Below are 15,938 nucleotides of genomic sequence, written 5' to 3'. Positions count from 1 at the left end.
ATAATTGCATTTGCATGACACGTTAACAAAAGAAGTGGATGAATTTGTAATTAGTGCGCCTTAATATCGATCAACTTTTTATGCAATTTGTCTATAAAGCAAAGTGTTGTATTATAATTCCTTACTTAGGCGCTTTCTTTACAATCATTTCACAGTTTTTGCAATCAAAGCTTAATTCGTAGCTATCCTTGTTGTTGTACAAAGTTAGCGGTAGTTGCTGTCTTGCTTCCGGGTGTTCCTTTAAGCATTGATCATTCATGTATAGCAAACAGTGCTTGGTTCGCATCAGTTCGGCTCCTTTAATATGTTCTATTTTTTCAAACCCCCAAGTGCTGTTATTTACTCCATGTCGCTTGTAAAAAGCTTGCGCTTTGCTATTAATAATATTGGCTGTATAGTTCAACTCTTCTTGCGGAAAAGGAACCTCACTTTTAGAGAATGCCCTTTCTTTAGCTTTGAAATACTCTCTTCGCGCTACTTCGTGTTTGTCAATTAATTGGCGGCGTAAGGCGTTCAGTTCTTTGGCCTGAAAAAACCAATTTTGTTTTAGATTAATGTGAACATTGGCAGGAGCAAAGGCTGTATTTCCTAGTTTCGCAAGTTGTGTTTGAATTTGCGAAAGTGCTCTTTCTGGATTGTTGGCAATATCAGGTGTTAAAGTTTGAGCCTCAATGGTGCTCTTGATCTGATCATCGTCAAGCATTGATAAAGAGAAAGTATTGTCGTTTAATTCTTCAAAAACAATGTCGACATTAATCTTTCGCTTACTCGTGTTGTTATTTACTTGTTGATTAAATATTCGGTTGAAGTTTCGGTATAAAGTCATGCCTTCCTTCAAACCTGTTATTTGATTGGGGAAAATATTATTGCCTTCCACCTGGTTGATTTTAAGACCAGTTAGCTCTTTCTTTTTTGTGAAAAAGCAGATGCCGTCGCCGTTATTCATCGAGATAGCGGAATCAAGTGTGAAACTATTTTTTCCTATTTGCTTAATTTTACCAATTTTTTCCCCCAAGGCTTTGGGCGTGTCAATCGACCAAATGCCTTTTTCCCGACCGTTAACAAAGTAGTTGGTAAAACCTCTGTTAAAGCTTTTATCTGCTTGGGGTTCAAAGCTGGAAGCAACGAACCCAGATGATGCTTTTTTTAGCTTGCTTTTTTTCTGGATGTAAGTGTCCAATAATTGACGATAATGTGCCGTAATATTTGCTACGTAGTCTTTATCTTTTAATCGGCCTTCGATTTTAAACGATGAAACACCTGCGTCAATTAGCTGCTCTATGTGTTCCGATAAGTTTAAATCGTGCAAGGATAGAAGGTGTTTATCCTTGTACAAAACTTGTCCTTTTTTATTTTTTAGACTGTATTTTAAACGACATGGTTGAGCACATTCGCCTCGGTTGGCACTTCTTTTATTAATGGATGCACTCATGTAACACTGTCCGCTGTAACAAACACACAAGGCGCCGTGTATGAAATATTCAAGGGGAACCGAAGTGGCTTGTTTAATGCTTTTAATCTCAGATGTTGATAGTTCTCGGGCCAAAACCACTTGGTCAAAACCAACGTCTTCTAAAAACTGTACTTTCTCAATGCTCCTGTTGTCGGTTTGCGTGCTGGCGTGAATGGGAATGGGAGGGAGTTCTGTCTCAAGTAATCCCATATCTTGAATAATCACAGCATCTGCTCCAATTTTATGAAGTTGATGTATGAGTTCATTGGCGGCATTTATTTCCTGATCAAATAGCAAGGTGTTTATAGTAACGTAAATCTTAACTCCATATAAATGAGCATAGCTAATTAAGGCTTTAATGTCTTCAATTGAATTGCCTGCACTTTTTCGTGCACCAAAGCCTGGTCCGCCAATGTATACGGCATCGGCACCATGGTTAATGGCAGCAAGGCCACACTCTATGTTTTTGGCCGGAGAAAGTAGTTCTATCGTTCTATTTTTATCGCTGTCCATCATGTTTGCTTGATTCAAATTGTTGAAGCAATTCGTTATTTAAGTATAAATTTTTACTTTTGTTAGAATGCGTCAGACTTTAGTTTGTTGCAAAAATAGTACATTTATTTGACCCTTAATACATGCCATATATCGACGTAGTAGTTGTTTTTGTTGTCATTACCTTTATCCTTGTATCCTTGTATCGCGAATGGATGGGTGCAGCTTTTACATTCTTTATTGCGGTATTGGTATTGGGTGTTTTTAAAATATTAACACCTGCCGAAATATTAGAAGGTTTTGCAAATGAGCAAATTGCTGTTATTATTATGTTGCTGTTATTGGGTGATGCCATCCGGCAAACGTCTGTAATAGAAATATTTTTTGCGCGTATTTTTCCAGTTTCATCAACTTATAAAGGTTTTTTGGCCCGAATGATGGTTTGGGTTGGTGGATTCTCTGCTTTTTTAAATAATACTCCTTTGGTGGCAGTTATGATGCCTTATGTGCATCAGTGGAGTCGTCGTAATAATATTTCATCATCAAAATTACTTATCCCGCTTTCTTACGCAGCTATTTTAGGAGGATGTGTCACTTTAATAGGTACTTCTACTAACCTTATTGTTAGTGGTATGGTGATTGACCAAGATATTATACCGAATATGGCTCCGCTTGAAATGTTTGATTTCATCTGGGTAGGACTGCCAATGTTGGTAATTGGTTTCTTATACCTGTATTTTTTTAGTTTTAGATTATTACCAAATAGAACATCAGCAATAGAGGATTTTAATGATACGGAGCGTAAGTACTTGGTTGAAGCAGAAATACGCAGTAATTCAGGGCTTATTGGAAAAGTTATTAAAGAGGTTGATTTTAAGGGTAAGTATGGTCTGCTCGTTGTGGAAATATGTCGAGGGAAAGAAATATTTCAGATACGAGAGGGAAATTTTATATTGCAAGAAAGTGATGTACTGCGCTTTGCAGGCGATCATACCAATATTGCCAGGTTGTTATCAGACAATAGCGATTTAACGGTGCCATCAGTTGGTATGATGTCGAAATTGAAACGTTCGCAAATAGTTGAAATCGTTATATCGCACAATAGCTCCTTGATTACAAAGCAGGTTAAAGACATTTATTTCAGAGGGAATTACGATTCAGCTTTGCTTGCTATTCATCGAAATGGGGAGAGAATAAAGGGGGGTATTGATGATGTTAAACTAAAAGCTGGTGATGTATTGTTGTTGCTTGCTGGAGATAATTTCACGAGTCACATTGAAAACGAAATTGACTTTTATGTGATTTCACGAGTAAAAGAGTTGCGCAAACCCGAAAAGTACAAGATTTGGGCTTTATTTGGAGGAACTCTTTTGGCTATATTTTTGGCAGCCGTAAAACTGGTGCCTTTGTTTTTGGGTCTTTTAATTGTTTTGGCGATGATTAATATCCTGAAGGTGGTTTCGGCTAAAGACTTGCCCAAAAGTATTGATTATAATTTAGGGGTGATTATTGCACTTTCGTTGGCACTAGGTACAGCAATGATAAAAACCGGAGTGGCCGATATGATCGCAAACACTGTTATACGTGTGTTTTTGCCGTTTGGACGTGTTTCTCTTCTGGTAGGTATCTACTTAATAACAAGTGTATTAGCAGCCTATATAACCAATAAAGCTTCGGTTGCTATAATGTTTCCGATTTCTATAACCGCAGCCAGTAACTTAGGTTTAGATCCTATGCCTTTTGTTTTAGTAGTTTCTTTTGCGGCTGCTGCTAACTTTATTACGCCTATTGGTTATCAAACTAATTTAATGGTGTATGGCCCTGGAGGATATAATTTCAAAGATTTTTTCAAAATAGGCTTTCCGCTAACTGTCATATATATGGTAGTTACCATTACTGTGTTAAGTTTGATGTATTTTTAATCAAACATGGGTTTAATGGCATGATGAGCAAAAAAAACGCCGAAAGCGTTCGAAGCTCCCGGCGTTGATGCGTGTTTTTATTTTGGTTTTAGTAATGTCCTAGCAATTTAGCCACCTTATTAACTTCTTTACTCTTGTTTGGATCGAGCGGCTTTTTATTCGTATTGGCTTTTAGCAGTTCTTTTCTGAGTGCTATAAATGCCGTGGAAACTTCAGACATGTTTTGCTGGCTTTTTACCAATTGTCTTTCCATTTCTTTAAGTTGTGTCGACTGTTCGTCAAGCTGCTTCTGAATTTCGACCCTTTTAATACCACTAGCACTTGCTTTTTCTTGTGATTGACGTAGTTCGCCCTGAAGCATTTGGTTGCGTTTTTTAGCCAGTTCCAAGGAGTAATTAATGCTGGCGGTATCACGTTTTAAACTCTCCATTGATTTTATCGTCTGCCTTAATTCTTCATCCGCCATGTACGAAGCTGCTTCTTTGGCTTTTATTTGTGTTACCGTTTCGTTCAACTTGGAATTTAGTTGTTCGCTTTCATCCTTAAGCTGCGTAACCATTATCATCAGGTCGCTAATTTCATCCGTTTTCAAAGCATTACTTTTGCCAAAATCGCCTTGCATGGCTTCGTATTCATTAACGGCTTTTTCCAGATCTGCCTGTAGTTTATTGCTGGTAGCTGTTTGATCACTTAGATTTTGCTCTAATTCACTGTTTTCAAGTAATAAGGCATCGTATTTCTTTTTCGATACCAAACAACTACTCATTGAGAGTAGAAGTGCTGTAAAAACTATGAGTATTCTAGTCATATTTTATGTTTTAAGTTGATTATACATTGTTATGAGACCATAAATATAGATCAAATAATTAACGTCCTCTCTATGCATGTTTTGTGCCAATCATTCAAATGAGATGAAATAAAAGAATTTTAATTTTATGAAGTGTATTGTTTTGTTGAGGTGCTGTGATGGCTTATTTTCTTGATAATTAGTTGTTAGTGAGGTTTTTTGTTCTTTTTTTAATCCGAGTTTAATTGCTAGTATATTAGGTGTAAATATTTTTTCTCTGAAAGTTTTTTTACGAAATATCATTTTTTGTCACGATTGTTGTAAGTGAAGGCGGGAGAGAGAAAAATACTATCTTCATCAATTATTTTAATGTAAACTGACTTAAATATAAAAATATGCGAATTAATTCAATAAAAATAAGCTTGCTGACCTTGAGCTTGTTTATTAGTACTATAGTAATGTCTCAAAATATTGCGATTAATGGACGGGTTGTTGATGCAGAAACAAATAAGCCTGTAGAGTTTGCTAATATTGGTGTTGTAGGAACCTATATGGGAACCGCCACCGATTTTGATGGTTTTTATGAATTAACAGTTGGAGAGAGCTTTGTAAATTATAAAGTTCAAATTTCTGCTGTTGGTTATCAGGTTAAAGAGTTTACGGTTGACGAACTCAATGTTTTAAATGGTGAGTCAATTAAGCTTTTCGCACAAACATATGGGATACAACAAATTGATGTTAAAGCGGATTCAAAGCGTCTGTATGGTATTTTAAAAACTGCATCGAATATTATTGAGGATTCATACGAAACAGCTTATGGAGCAAGTGTTTATTATACTCAAGAGCTTGGCGATGAAAAAACAGAAGCTGTTCTTCGTTACTCTGATAGACAAGGTTATGGTAATCGTTCTTTAGCATTGGCTTATGAAAATCGTAATTATGAGGTAGAAGAAGTGAGACGTAATTTTGAAGCTGGACCAATCAAAAGTGGCGTTTTGTTTGCTAATGAGTTGTTGTCATTTGACTTGGTTCGTCAGCGTGGTAATGTGTTAGATGTTGACTTTGTTGATGACTACAAGCTAAATTTGCAAGAGGAAGTGGTAGTTGATGGTGATTCTGCTTGGGTAATTGGGTATGAGCTAGAGAAAGTCGATTTAGCCAAAACGGGCAATGCCAGTACTGGAGAATACAAGGGTGTAATTGTTATTCGTCAAAAAGATTATTCTGTGGTTAGAAGTGTGTTGGAATATACAACAGATCAGTTTGGTTTTGGTGGTCGTGGTGCATATACCGAATCAAATTCTGGAGAGATGCATGCATGTAAAGTAACTGTCGATTATCGTAAAACCAAAAATGACAAGTACGCAGTTGGCAAAATTAGTTATGAGGGCAGGAGCGAGAATAGTTCGTTGGAGGCTCAATGGATTGTATATGAATATTCGGCAGATTCAGGAATTAAGAATAAGCAGTTTTATACTGATAAAACGATTAATAAAGATTTCTGGAGTAGGTTTTCATTACCTGAATAGTTCAAGAGAATATTAAAAAATAAAAGAGGAGGATTTTGCAATTGCAGAATCCCCCTCTTTCGGTTGTTGATAGATGTATTTTAATTCGTTTTGTTATAGCACCTGACCCATTTAATTTTCATGTTAGCAGCTGTTTTTAAATCATTAATTTCCTGAGTTATGTGGGAGCTAAAGACTAAATACATTGGGGTGTTTGGTATGTTAGAAGTCTGTTCGTGTACCTTTACACCATTGATAAACCAACACAATTTCTCTTTTGTCCATTCTAAGGAGTAAATGAAGTAGTCGTTATTAAACTTGGCTCCTTTTACAGTCTTAGTATTCTTAATCGCTTTTTGTCCATTCAAAGTTTGTATGCCAACATTCAACTTATTGGCTTTTTTATCACCAAACCTGAAGATATCTATTTGAGGTGAAACTTTTTCGCCAACCATCCAAAATGCATGAGATACCGGGTGGCAATGTTCAACCTTTATCTTAGCTTCAAATTTACCATATCGTTGTCTGTGACTCTGACCGCTGCTAATAATAGCAGATGAGTAGTCAAAATCTTTGGGCATAAACCCACGTTGTGAATCCCATACAAGACCTTTGGTTTTGGTGGCCTTAGTATTTAGTTGGATGCCACTTCCATTAAGTTCAATATTGTCATCTATAAAAAACTGTTTTTCGTTTTCCAATACATAGGTCTTGTTCAAGAGTGCTTTACCCCAATAATAACCTGTTATCCATTTGTTTTTGTTTAATTGTGCAGTATCAAAACTGTCATCAAAACAAAGGGTCCAGTTATTCAGTTCATCAAATTGATTTGATTTATCTGTTTTAATAAACCATAAATAATCCGACGATTTTAATAGCTTATTGTATTCTTGAATATTGCCAAACTCTTCTGATTTATGATACTTCTTTTTATCATTCATGTAGCTTTTGAACTTTAAAAAGGCTTCTGAAGTGACCTCTTTCTCAAGTTCAAGATAGCTATTGAGTTCGTCAGAGTCGTGTAATTTAATATAGTTGTTATAGCGCGGAGATTTGATCTGTTTATTATAGAATTTAATATCCGAATCTTTCTTTAAGCGTTTAAATTGCTGTAGTTTTTTATACGCATCGGTTTTCTTAAAGCCTTTTTCTTGTCTAGTTGTTGCAAATTCATCACTAGCAACATACTCAATTAGTTCAGTAAGTTCAGTAAGTTTATCCGAAGATGCTATTTGCTTTACTCTTTCAGGCAAACCTGCCTTTAAATACTTAAAATAGGTCTTAAACTTGGCTGATTTCTTTTTTGATAAGTAATCAGATTCTTTTTTGAATTCACTTGTATTCTTAAATCGGTCTTTCTTAAGTTTTTCAACCTTTGAAGTAAAATCATTTGAATTAATAAGCTCCTTTAATTCGTTAATGCGATGCAGCTCGTCTGCATTTTTATAGTTGCTGAAACGTTCAAAGTCAGAAATTAATTGTTGTTGTTGAGCCTCATATTTATCTGTGCTCGGGTATTTGCTTGATGAAAATAGTGCCATTAAAAAACAGTTTTGGGCGTTATTAGGATTTATATACGAGAACTTGAAGATAAAGTTTAATCTTAAGCATTAATTTTTTCCACAATATTATTTGTGTACGCCTTTGGGGTCAGTTCTGTTCGTTTATGAACGTTTCGGTTTTAGTTGCTTTTTGCTTAAGTCTCACTTTATTAATTGTTTGTGTTTTTTGGTTTAGTTGTTGAGCTTAAGATTATCGTACTGCACTAACGGGTGCATGTGTATAGGTTGCAAATTGAAAGTTTTTAAGCCACAAAAGATTGCTTATTTACGATTATTAACATTTTTTACACTTGTTTGTATGAGAATTGTAAGTATGTCAAGTGGTGTGGTAGTCAAGTAGTTGCGTTTGTGTAGTTGATGTAAGTCATGTTTGAAGTGTTAATTTATAGGTTCACAACACAAAAGCTGATAAGTGTCATATATCGTTAACCACAAAAACAAGTCTTTTGCAGCGATTTTTAACGACAAAGAGTTTTTGATAAGATTAAAAAATCATTTGAATTATGAACGATTTACTACAGTTGGTTAGCTTTTTTGATTCCACATCTCTAGATCAGATGAATGGTGTTAAGCTGTTGAATCGAGTGGATACTAAGTATATTGTATCTCCGGCTGTATTTGTTAAAGTTTTATCTGAGCACATTAACGATTACGAGGTATTGGAGGTAAATCAAAAAAGATGCCTTTCATACAATACCATATATTTTGATACTGACGATTTGTCGATGTATAAAGAGCATCATAACGGTAAAAATCATCGTTATAAAGTGCGTTACCGACAATATGAAGAAACTGGGGATAAGTTTATTGAAGTTAAGGAGAAAGTTAAAAACCGAACAGTAAAGCAGCGCCTTAGTGTTAAAAACTTTACTTATCCAATATCAAAAGGGTTAGAAAGCTTAGTGCATGATTGTACTCCATATAGAGCTGAGGACCTTGAACCCAAATTAACGACTGTTTTTAATAGAATTACCTTGGTTAACAAAAAGGCTTGCGAGCGTATTACCATCGATATGGATATTCGTTTTGAAAATGAAGATCAGAATCGTTACTCCTTAGGTAATTGTTTAATTGTTGAGATTAAACGAGATAAAGAAGATGTGTATTCGACATTTGCTAGAAGCCTAAAAAAACAAGGTGTTTTACCTCTTTCCATTAGTAAGTATTGTTTAGGTACGGTAGCATTAAACAATAGCGTAAAATACAATCGTTTCAAACCACGTTTACGTAAAGTTGAAAATCTTATTGCTCAGGAAGAACTGGCAATGGTGGTGTAAATTTATTGATAGGATGAAGATATCATTATTATTTGTGTGTTTGTTGTTGCTTAGTTTAGCCAATGCTAATAATAAGGATTTAGACTTAGCAACCAGGGAAAGAATCGCACAAAGTGCTGAGCGTTTTTTTGATCAGGAATCTATTATTGAGATGACTGTTGAGGCTGACTTCACAGCCTTGAGGTCAGATAGGGACAGAGCAACGAATGAATATCATCAAGCAACTATAACCTTGCAAGAGGATGGGGGTAATGTTGTAGTTAAATCAAAAGTTAAGACGCGTGGTAATTTTCGGCTGAAAAACGAGAATTGTGATTTTCCTCCTTTGCGATTTAAGTTCAAAACTTCTCATGTAATAAATACTGTTTTTGAAGGCCAAGATAAGCTTAAGTTAGTGACTCATTGTCGTGATACCAGTTTACTTATGCAGCAGGCCGTATTGCGCGAATATTTGACCTATAAAATGTACAATTCCTTAAGTGATAATAGTTTGCGTGTTAGGATGGTTAAGATGAAGTATGTGGATACGCAATATGACGATGAAATTGTTAAATATGGCTTTTTCATTGAGTCTGTAGATCAAATGTCTCGCAGAACCGGGCTGGAAGAAGTAGAGATGGCTAACTTAACTCAAGATCAGTTAATTCAAGATAATATTATTCAGCTGGCTCTTTTCAACTACATGATTGGTAATACCGATTGGTCTGTTCCAAAATTACATAATGTAACGCTACTTCGAAGTGACCGACATTCGCCTCCAGTTGCTGTTCCGTATGATTTTGATATGTCAGAATTTGTTGATGCCTGCTATATGAAAGTTTATATGGGACGTGAGCTTTTAGAAAATCGTTATAAAGGTAAGAAAGTGCCAATGGATGTTTTGGAGAAAGCAATCGACAATTATACAGCCAAACGAAAGGCCTTGGTGAATACAATACTTAATTTTGATTACCTTGATTTGGATAAAAAGCAAGAATGCTTGGCCATTGTAGATTCGTTTTACGAAACGATTAATAACAAACAGGCTGCAAGAAGAGCCTTTATTGCTGAAGCCAAGAAGTAATTCGTAGTTTCCCCTTTTGTAAAATACTATTGCTTAGGAGTTTGTTTTATTGAGTGATTTTATGCTCAAAAAGCTAGCTTTTTCTGTGTAAACAAGCCTATTTTTTATATTTTTGCCAAGCAATTGCGAAAATAGCTCAGTTGGTAGAGCACGACCTTGCCAAGGTCGGGGTCGCGGGTTCGAGTCCCGTTTTTCGCTCACAATTTCAATAATACGCCCAAGTGCTGAAATTGGTAGACAGGCACGGTTGAGGGCCGTGTGTCCTACGGACGTGCGGGTTCAAGTCCCGCCTTGGGCACGAAATAGAACTTCAAAATTGATTAAAAGCGCTTAAAATGAATATTTTAGGCGCTTTTTGATTTCTTCCAAAAGCCATTAAAAAGCATCTAAATAGCACAAAAATAAGACCAATATGTGACCTATTGGTTTTTTCTGAAAAATAGGTCGCTGGATGTGTTAAGGTGTTGAATATCTGTATGTAATGGGGGTGCAAGAGTTCAGAATGCTTAAGTCTATATGGCATATTGTTTTTTTTATGGTCGCTAACGGTCACGGCTATGAAGTGAAAGTGATTTGTTACCAAATTTACCTTCCAAAATGCTAAGTAGCCAAAGCGTTGGTTTTGTTTTTTATCTTTTACTTTTCAAAAAACCAAATCAACGATTTGGCGGTGGTCGCTGAAGCTACGAACGGACCAAAATGAGCCGGCTCACTTTTGCTTTATAAACCATTGTTAGCCACAGTACTTATGTTGATTTGTGCGTTAACTACTGGAATACCTTTGTTTACTAAATACTTTCTAATAGTTTCATAAACTTCTTTTCTAAATCTGCCTTCACTCCTCGTCAATGAATAAACTTTAAAAATCAACTTATTATTCTGATAGATTAATAGTTTATAGCTTTCCCGACCACGTTGAATAGAAAACTTCTTTTTTATTTCAAGTCTATTTTTATCAACGCTAATAACTCGAGACTTAAAGAATATTGTTCCACTGAAAATCACATTTTCATTATAAACTTCAACCTTATTCAAATAATATTTTTCCTTAATAATCAGAGGAAGAACATAAAGTATTATCAAAAGTGCGTTAATGATTAATAGCGGTGTTTTGTCATTAAGTTCACGCCACATAAAAATCTCGACAGATAAAACAATCCAAATAGGAGTCATGCGAATAACCATTCTTTCTAAAAATGAATTATGGTCACGTTTTATCACGTTTGTTTCAATATTGTTCTTCGATTCAGTCACGCTGATTGATAGTCTAGTGTTTAATATTATTTATGTTGTGCGGTTTGTTTGCGGCTAACGGCCAGCCGCATGGTGCGTAAGGCGAATTAACCTTACTAACTTTCCAAAAAGAGCGGAGCCAAAGCGTTGTATATGTTTTTAACTTTTCATTTCTAAAGCCAAATCAGCGATTTGGCGTTGATAGTCGAAGCAACAAACCAGCCAAAATTAGCTGGGCTCCATATGAATTCTATGGTTAATCCAAGAATTTAAGGTTTAAATTTAAAGAAATTATGCTGCGTTATAAACCTCATGAAAGGAGTAGCTTCTATCATACTCTTGACCGGAGGATACAACAGCACATATTCTGTATATTAATTTATTTTTAACGTTATTAAGTACATTCATCTTGTGCTTGCCTTCTTCCATTTTCCGTTCATAATAAGCCTTCATAAAAGGATCAAAATTAACTGCATTTAGCGCACACATATGCAGCAGTGACTTTAGTTTCTTATTGGCAATTTGGCTGACCTGGTTTTTTCCATTAAGACTGGTCCTTGATTGCTTCGAAAATGGTGCTACCCCGCAATAACATGCTAATTGACGAGGGTTATCAAACGCTGTAAATCCCCAAGTATGAATCAGTAGATATATGGCTGTCTGCATACCAATACCAACTACAGAGTTAACTAATTTGTAGAGTCGCTTCAGTTCTGGATCCGTTGCTAGTAACGCCAACATCTTACGTTCTACATCCTTGATTTGCTTCTCAAGCAACTTCATAACCTCTCCGCTCTGATTATAGATGAATGTAGCCTCTTTCCATTCCTTCCTTACCTGCTTAAGTTCATGACTGGGTACAACGATCTGTGTTCTGACCTTTGTTAGTCGATCTTTATATCGCACTAACTCTCTAACTTTTAGCAATACATCACCATTTGGCTTGTACAGCTTAGCTCGATCCATAAAACGAAGAGCATACATAGCTATTTGATTCGAATCCACCTTATCATTCTTTTCTCTTTTTATGCCACTTGAGAGTTTTATCTGCTGTGGATTTTCAAGCCATAAATCTATTCCTTTTGAGTTAAATGCCATTGCTGCAGTCATCGAATACAAACCTGTGTATTCTCCACATATCAACCACTTTTTACAATCACAACAAATTTCTTTAACCCATTTAACAATCTGCTTACAGCCTTCTTCTGTATTATCAAACTGTTGGTAATGTTTTACATCTGGTTGTTCAACCTTAAAAAAAGTTACATCCAAGGTTAACTTTGAGAAATCAATTCAAATAACTACACTCTTTTTCATACTGTTGATCCATTGTTTTATGGATTAACCAATGGCTTTCTGTACTAACACCCTTATTAGGTTTTACCTATAATTCTATCTGGTATCTTAAGCCATGTCAACAGAAGTCTAATTCATAAGGTAGGTTCGTACTCCTTGCTCTATGCCTAGTTTACTCCTGATGACTGGTTAACTACTACTAAACTACAAAATCAATAGTATTAACCATGGCTATGCAAACCTAAGGGCTTTATTGCGGGGTGTTGCACTAAACCTAAAGGTAGCTAAAGTCGGTTGACTGGCAAGTTCAATTAGCCTTATAATAGCTTATTATGAAAAAAAAGCTTTACAAGAATCGATGAAGCCTGTTCTTCAGTGCCCGGGTTTAAGGTACTTTACCTTAAACTGAAGCGCCACACGGAACTGACAGGTAAAAGTGTAAGCACCCTGCACAATTATGGGCGCTGCCTCTCGACCATGGCCTTGCATTTTAAATGCTGCCCCACTGAACTGGATGAAGAACAAGTGCTGGATTACCTGCAGCAACTAAAAACGAACAGTCGCACGCCTTCGTCTTCTTACTTTAAACACACTGTTTATGGCCTGCGCTTAGCATACAAGATACTGAGCGTGCCATCCAAGCAGGTGTTTCTGCCCAAAATGAAGTTTCCCAAGCAACTTCCAGTCGTGCTCAGCCAGGGCGAAGTTAAACGCCTGCTTAAAGCAGCTACTTTATTAAAGCACTGTATGCTTATTGCTCTTATTTACGGTTGTGGTCTGCGTCGTTTTGAGCTGCTCAATTTGTTGGTCAGCGATGTTGATCTGGAGCGTGGCATGCTGCACATCCGTGAAGGGAAAGGGCGTAAAGACCGCTATGTGCCCCTGGGTTGGGTTCTTATCCGTGGTTTGCGACAATATCTGCAATACGAAAAGCCCTATCGGTGGCTCTTTAATGGCCGAGGCGATAATGGTCAATTGCAAGCCTTTTCAGCCACAGGTGTGCAATGGGCCATTCGTGAAGCAACTAAAAAGGCAGGTATTCAAAAACGAGTGCCCTCGCATGTTTTGCGTCATTCGTATGCCACGCACCTCTTGGAGATGGGGCTCGACATCATGACGCTGAAAGACCTCTTGGGGCATGTGGATATCAAGACCACCATGGTATACCTGCATGTGGCGCAGCTGGACAAGTTCCGTGGCTTTTCACCACTGGATAAGATGTACAAAAAGCCCAAGTCATGAAGCCGCACTTTGAAGTGGCCGATGTATTAAATCGCCACCTTGACCAGATAGAACAACTGTGTGCCAACAGTTGGCAGGCACGTACTTTGTATGCTCTGGCTGCTTGTCGTACTGCCAGGTTGGGTGGTCATGTCGACCGTTGTGACAACCCTAATTGTCAGGCTTTACACATGAGTTATAACTCGTGCCGTAATCGTCACTGCCCCAAATGCCAGGGGCACAAACGGGAGGAATGGATACGTAAACGCGAAGCCGACTTATTGAATACTCCGTACTTCCATGTGGTGTTTACTCTGCCGCAGCAATTGAACGGGCTGGCATTGTGTAAACCTGAGATGCTGTATGCTTTGTTGTTTCAAACCGCCAATAGCATTATCCAATCGTTTGCTGCCAATCACAAGTTTTTAGGTGCCAGAACAGGCATGGTAGCCATTCTGCATACTTGGGGCCAGAATCTTTCATTACATCCTCATCTACATTGTATCGTTCCCGGTGGTGGCATCACAACTGCTGGCAAATGGAAACAGGTACAGAGAAACGGTAAATACCTTTTTCCAGTTAAAGCCATGAGTAAGGTGTTCAGGGCACGTATGATGGCGGCTCTGCGGAAAGAAACGCACTTGCAGCAATCTTTGGCCAGGAAACTGGTTCAAACGCCTTGGGTCGTGTATTGCAAACAGCCTTTTGCCGGACCCCAACAGGTGATTGAATACATGGGGCGTTATACCCATAAGGTAGCCATCAGTAATCACCGGATTCGCACTGTTGATTTGAATTCGATGAGCTTCACCGCTAAAGATTACCGAAAAGGTGGGCAAAAACATGTTATAAGCTTATCGCATCAGGAATTTATCCGACGTCTGAGTTTGCATATACTGCCCAAGGGCTTTGTGCGCATCCGCCATTACGGCATACTGGCCTCGTCACTAAAACAAAAAGTGCGCGAGTTAGTGGAGCAACAAATTGGTAAAGCGACCATTAAAGAACGACCGCCTTTAAAACACCGTGTTTGTTATACCTGCAGCAAGGGGCAACTGGTGACACTCATTACCTTTGACGCACGTGGGCCACCACCGCTTGATTTATTGGCTTACCTCACACAAATCTAACGTCGGAAGGCGATTGGGAAGCTATGGCCTTATCCTAAAATTTTGAGTTGACTTAACATGAAAGGGTGATTGAAAGGTGTTGATGAAGACTTTTTAATAACCAAGATACGATGAAAACAACCACTTGAAGAACTGCTGAAAACTCACTCTACTTACATCAACCCCCATAGATAGTGATTCCTACCCGGTTGTCGGCAACACCGCGTTCAGACTCTGGTTTTCAACCAGCCAGAACGCTTAGTTATTGTGCCCTGTATTTTTATTTTACTCCGAAAACATTTAGAATTATAAAAAGTCCCATATAAATCGCAAATGCTAAATAGTCTAGAATATTTATTCTTCGGTTATCAAAGAAATCAAAACTACCTCCGCGAGATGGTGCTACTAATTCAATATTTGTCAATTTGAGATGAACTAGTCGCAAAACTTGCCATAATACCAAGTATAGAATTGTAAATCTTAATCCACTTGCAGCATTACCACGAGGCAATATTAAACAATCAATTTCAATTAATCTCAAGTACAATACTAAGTGATAGATGGAGAAACCTAACCAAATTAGATAAACGCGTATATTTCTTAGAGAATGATAATTTGCTAAATAAAGAAACAGTGGTGTTCCTACCGAATATCCAATCAGCCAGGCTGAGGTTGTGTCATTGCATGAATCAAAAATTGCCTTATAAGTTATAAAACCAGTCAAAAGTAAATATACGGTCATACTAATCTTATCATACAGGGTAAATTTGGCTTTCCTGCTTCTATGACCTCTCATTTGATGATTATTGAAATTTCTATACATTTTATTATTCGATTAATAGAAATATTTTCTGATACAGAATACCATATAGGGCACAACGTTTGGCTAGTCGAGTAGGCAAAGGGAATTTCACCCTAAGCCTCTCACAGAACCGTGCTTGATAGTCTCCCATCACACGGCTCTTGTTATACAATCGATACCAAATTTAACAAGTTAATCCAACTTGCCAATGAT

At 37.2% G+C, this 15,938-nt stretch carries 12 protein-coding genes and 2 tRNA genes; 8 read left to right on the top strand and 6 right to left on the bottom strand.

Going from position 1 to position 15,938, the window contains the following annotated elements:
• Window positions 1-121 precede the first annotated feature (121 nt).
• The gene (locus FNN09_RS16375; RefSeq protein ID WP_185969040.1) at window positions 122-1,966 is read right to left on the bottom strand and encodes a U32 family peptidase; all 1,845 of its coding nucleotides are present in this window, start codon (window positions 1,964-1,966) and stop codon (window positions 122-124) included.
• Between the two features lie 122 nt (window positions 1,967-2,088).
• On the opposite strand from FNN09_RS16375, the gene FNN09_RS16370 reads away from it, so the two are divergent.
• Window positions 2,089-3,867 carry an SLC13 family permease gene (locus tag FNN09_RS16370; protein WP_143303520.1) on the top strand — a complete coding sequence of 593 codons (1,779 nt, stop codon included), beginning with the start codon at window positions 2,089-2,091 and terminating at the stop codon, window positions 3,865-3,867.
• Window positions 3,868-3,955: 88 nt separating this feature from the next.
• On the opposite strand, the gene FNN09_RS16365 is transcribed toward FNN09_RS16370, so the two are convergent.
• Window positions 3,956-4,675, bottom strand: a complete 720-nt coding sequence (locus FNN09_RS16365) for a hypothetical protein (RefSeq protein ID WP_143303518.1) — start codon at window positions 4,673-4,675, stop codon at window positions 3,956-3,958.
• 374 nt (window positions 4,676-5,049) lie between these two features.
• Between FNN09_RS16365 and FNN09_RS16360 the strand changes: the two genes are divergently transcribed.
• A complete protein-coding gene (locus FNN09_RS16360) occupies window positions 5,050-6,183 on the top strand; it encodes a carboxypeptidase-like regulatory domain-containing protein (protein ID WP_143303516.1) in 1,134 nt (377 codons plus the stop codon).
• 80 nt (window positions 6,184-6,263) lie between these two features.
• On the opposite strand, the gene FNN09_RS16355 is transcribed toward FNN09_RS16360, so the two are convergent.
• On the bottom strand, window positions 6,264-7,703 hold the full coding sequence (locus FNN09_RS16355; protein WP_143303514.1) for a family 16 glycosylhydrolase: 1,440 nt from the start codon (window positions 7,701-7,703) through the stop codon (window positions 6,264-6,266).
• 524 nt (window positions 7,704-8,227) lie between these two features.
• Here FNN09_RS16355 and FNN09_RS16350 point away from each other — a divergent pair.
• From FNN09_RS16350 to FNN09_RS16335, 4 genes are all read left to right on the top strand, one after another.
• Window positions 8,228-9,001, top strand: coding sequence for a polyphosphate polymerase domain-containing protein (locus FNN09_RS16350; protein WP_143303513.1), 774 nt, complete (start codon window positions 8,228-8,230; stop codon window positions 8,999-9,001).
• 13 nt (window positions 9,002-9,014) lie between these two features.
• A complete protein-coding gene (locus tag FNN09_RS16345; protein WP_143303510.1) occupies window positions 9,015-10,064 on the top strand; it encodes a hypothetical protein in 1,050 nt (349 codons plus the stop codon).
• 125 nt (window positions 10,065-10,189) lie between these two features.
• Window positions 10,190-10,262: transfer RNA gene (locus tag FNN09_RS16340), tRNA-Gly, on the top strand.
• Window positions 10,263-10,279: 17 nt separating this feature from the next.
• Window positions 10,280-10,362: transfer RNA gene (locus FNN09_RS16335), tRNA-Leu, on the top strand.
• Window positions 10,363-10,784: 422 nt separating this feature from the next.
• On the opposite strand, the gene FNN09_RS16330 is transcribed toward FNN09_RS16335, so the two are convergent.
• Together FNN09_RS16330 and FNN09_RS16325 are read right to left on the bottom strand one after the other, a co-directional pair.
• Window positions 10,785-11,318 carry a hypothetical protein gene (locus FNN09_RS16330; RefSeq protein WP_143303508.1) on the bottom strand — a complete coding sequence of 178 codons (534 nt, stop codon included), beginning with the start codon at window positions 11,316-11,318 and terminating at the stop codon, window positions 10,785-10,787.
• Window positions 11,319-11,588: 270 nt separating this feature from the next.
• Entirely contained in the window at window positions 11,589-12,590 is a 1,002-nt protein-coding gene (locus tag FNN09_RS16325) for a transposase (RefSeq protein WP_255434150.1), read from the bottom strand.
• A 378-nt stretch (window positions 12,591-12,968) separates the two neighbouring features.
• On the opposite strand from FNN09_RS16325, the gene FNN09_RS16320 reads away from it, so the two are divergent.
• Both FNN09_RS16320 and FNN09_RS16315 read left to right on the top strand, forming a co-directional pair.
• Entirely contained in the window at window positions 12,969-13,835 is an 867-nt protein-coding gene (locus FNN09_RS16320) for a tyrosine-type recombinase/integrase (protein WP_221932521.1), read from the top strand.
• On the top strand, window positions 13,832-14,944 hold the full coding sequence (locus FNN09_RS16315; RefSeq protein WP_143303504.1) for an IS91 family transposase: 1,113 nt from the start codon (window positions 13,832-13,834) through the stop codon (window positions 14,942-14,944). The genes FNN09_RS16320 and FNN09_RS16315 overlap by 4 nt, the downstream gene beginning before the upstream one ends.
• Window positions 14,945-15,203: 259 nt before the next feature.
• Here the strand turns inward: FNN09_RS16315 and FNN09_RS16310 are convergent, their stop codons facing one another.
• Entirely contained in the window at window positions 15,204-15,746 is a 543-nt protein-coding gene (locus tag FNN09_RS16310; RefSeq protein WP_143303502.1) for a hypothetical protein, read from the bottom strand.
• Window positions 15,747-15,938: the final 192 nt, after the last annotated feature.

Origin of the sequence: Carboxylicivirga sp. M1479 (genome assembly GCF_007097485.1) — a bacterium.
GTDB lineage: Bacteria > Bacteroidota > Bacteroidia > Bacteroidales > Marinilabiliaceae > Carboxylicivirga.
The sequence above is the reverse complement of the archived record's forward strand: the minus strand, read 5'-3'. Positions and strand labels throughout refer to the sequence as shown.

Coding starts and splice junctions, on each gene's coding strand:
- FNN09_RS16375 (WP_185969040.1), bottom strand. CDS start 1,966: ATGGACAGCGATAAAAATAGAACGATAGAACTACTTTCTCCGGCCAAA.
- FNN09_RS16370 (WP_143303520.1), top strand. CDS start 2,089: ATGCCATATATCGACGTAGTAGTTGTTTTTGTTGTCATTACCTTTATC.
- FNN09_RS16365 (WP_143303518.1), bottom strand. CDS start 4,675: ATGACTAGAATACTCATAGTTTTTACAGCACTTCTACTCTCAATGAGT.
- FNN09_RS16360 (WP_143303516.1), top strand. CDS start 5,050: ATGCGAATTAATTCAATAAAAATAAGCTTGCTGACCTTGAGCTTGTTT.
- FNN09_RS16355 (WP_143303514.1), bottom strand. CDS start 7,703: ATGGCACTATTTTCATCAAGCAAATACCCGAGCACAGATAAATATGAG.
- FNN09_RS16350 (WP_143303513.1), top strand. CDS start 8,228: ATGAACGATTTACTACAGTTGGTTAGCTTTTTTGATTCCACATCTCTA.
- FNN09_RS16345 (WP_143303510.1), top strand. CDS start 9,015: ATGAAGATATCATTATTATTTGTGTGTTTGTTGTTGCTTAGTTTAGCC.
- FNN09_RS16315 (WP_143303504.1), top strand. CDS start 13,832: ATGAAGCCGCACTTTGAAGTGGCCGATGTATTAAATCGCCACCTTGAC.
- FNN09_RS16310 (WP_143303502.1), bottom strand. CDS start 15,746: ATGTATAGAAATTTCAATAATCATCAAATGAGAGGTCATAGAAGCAGG.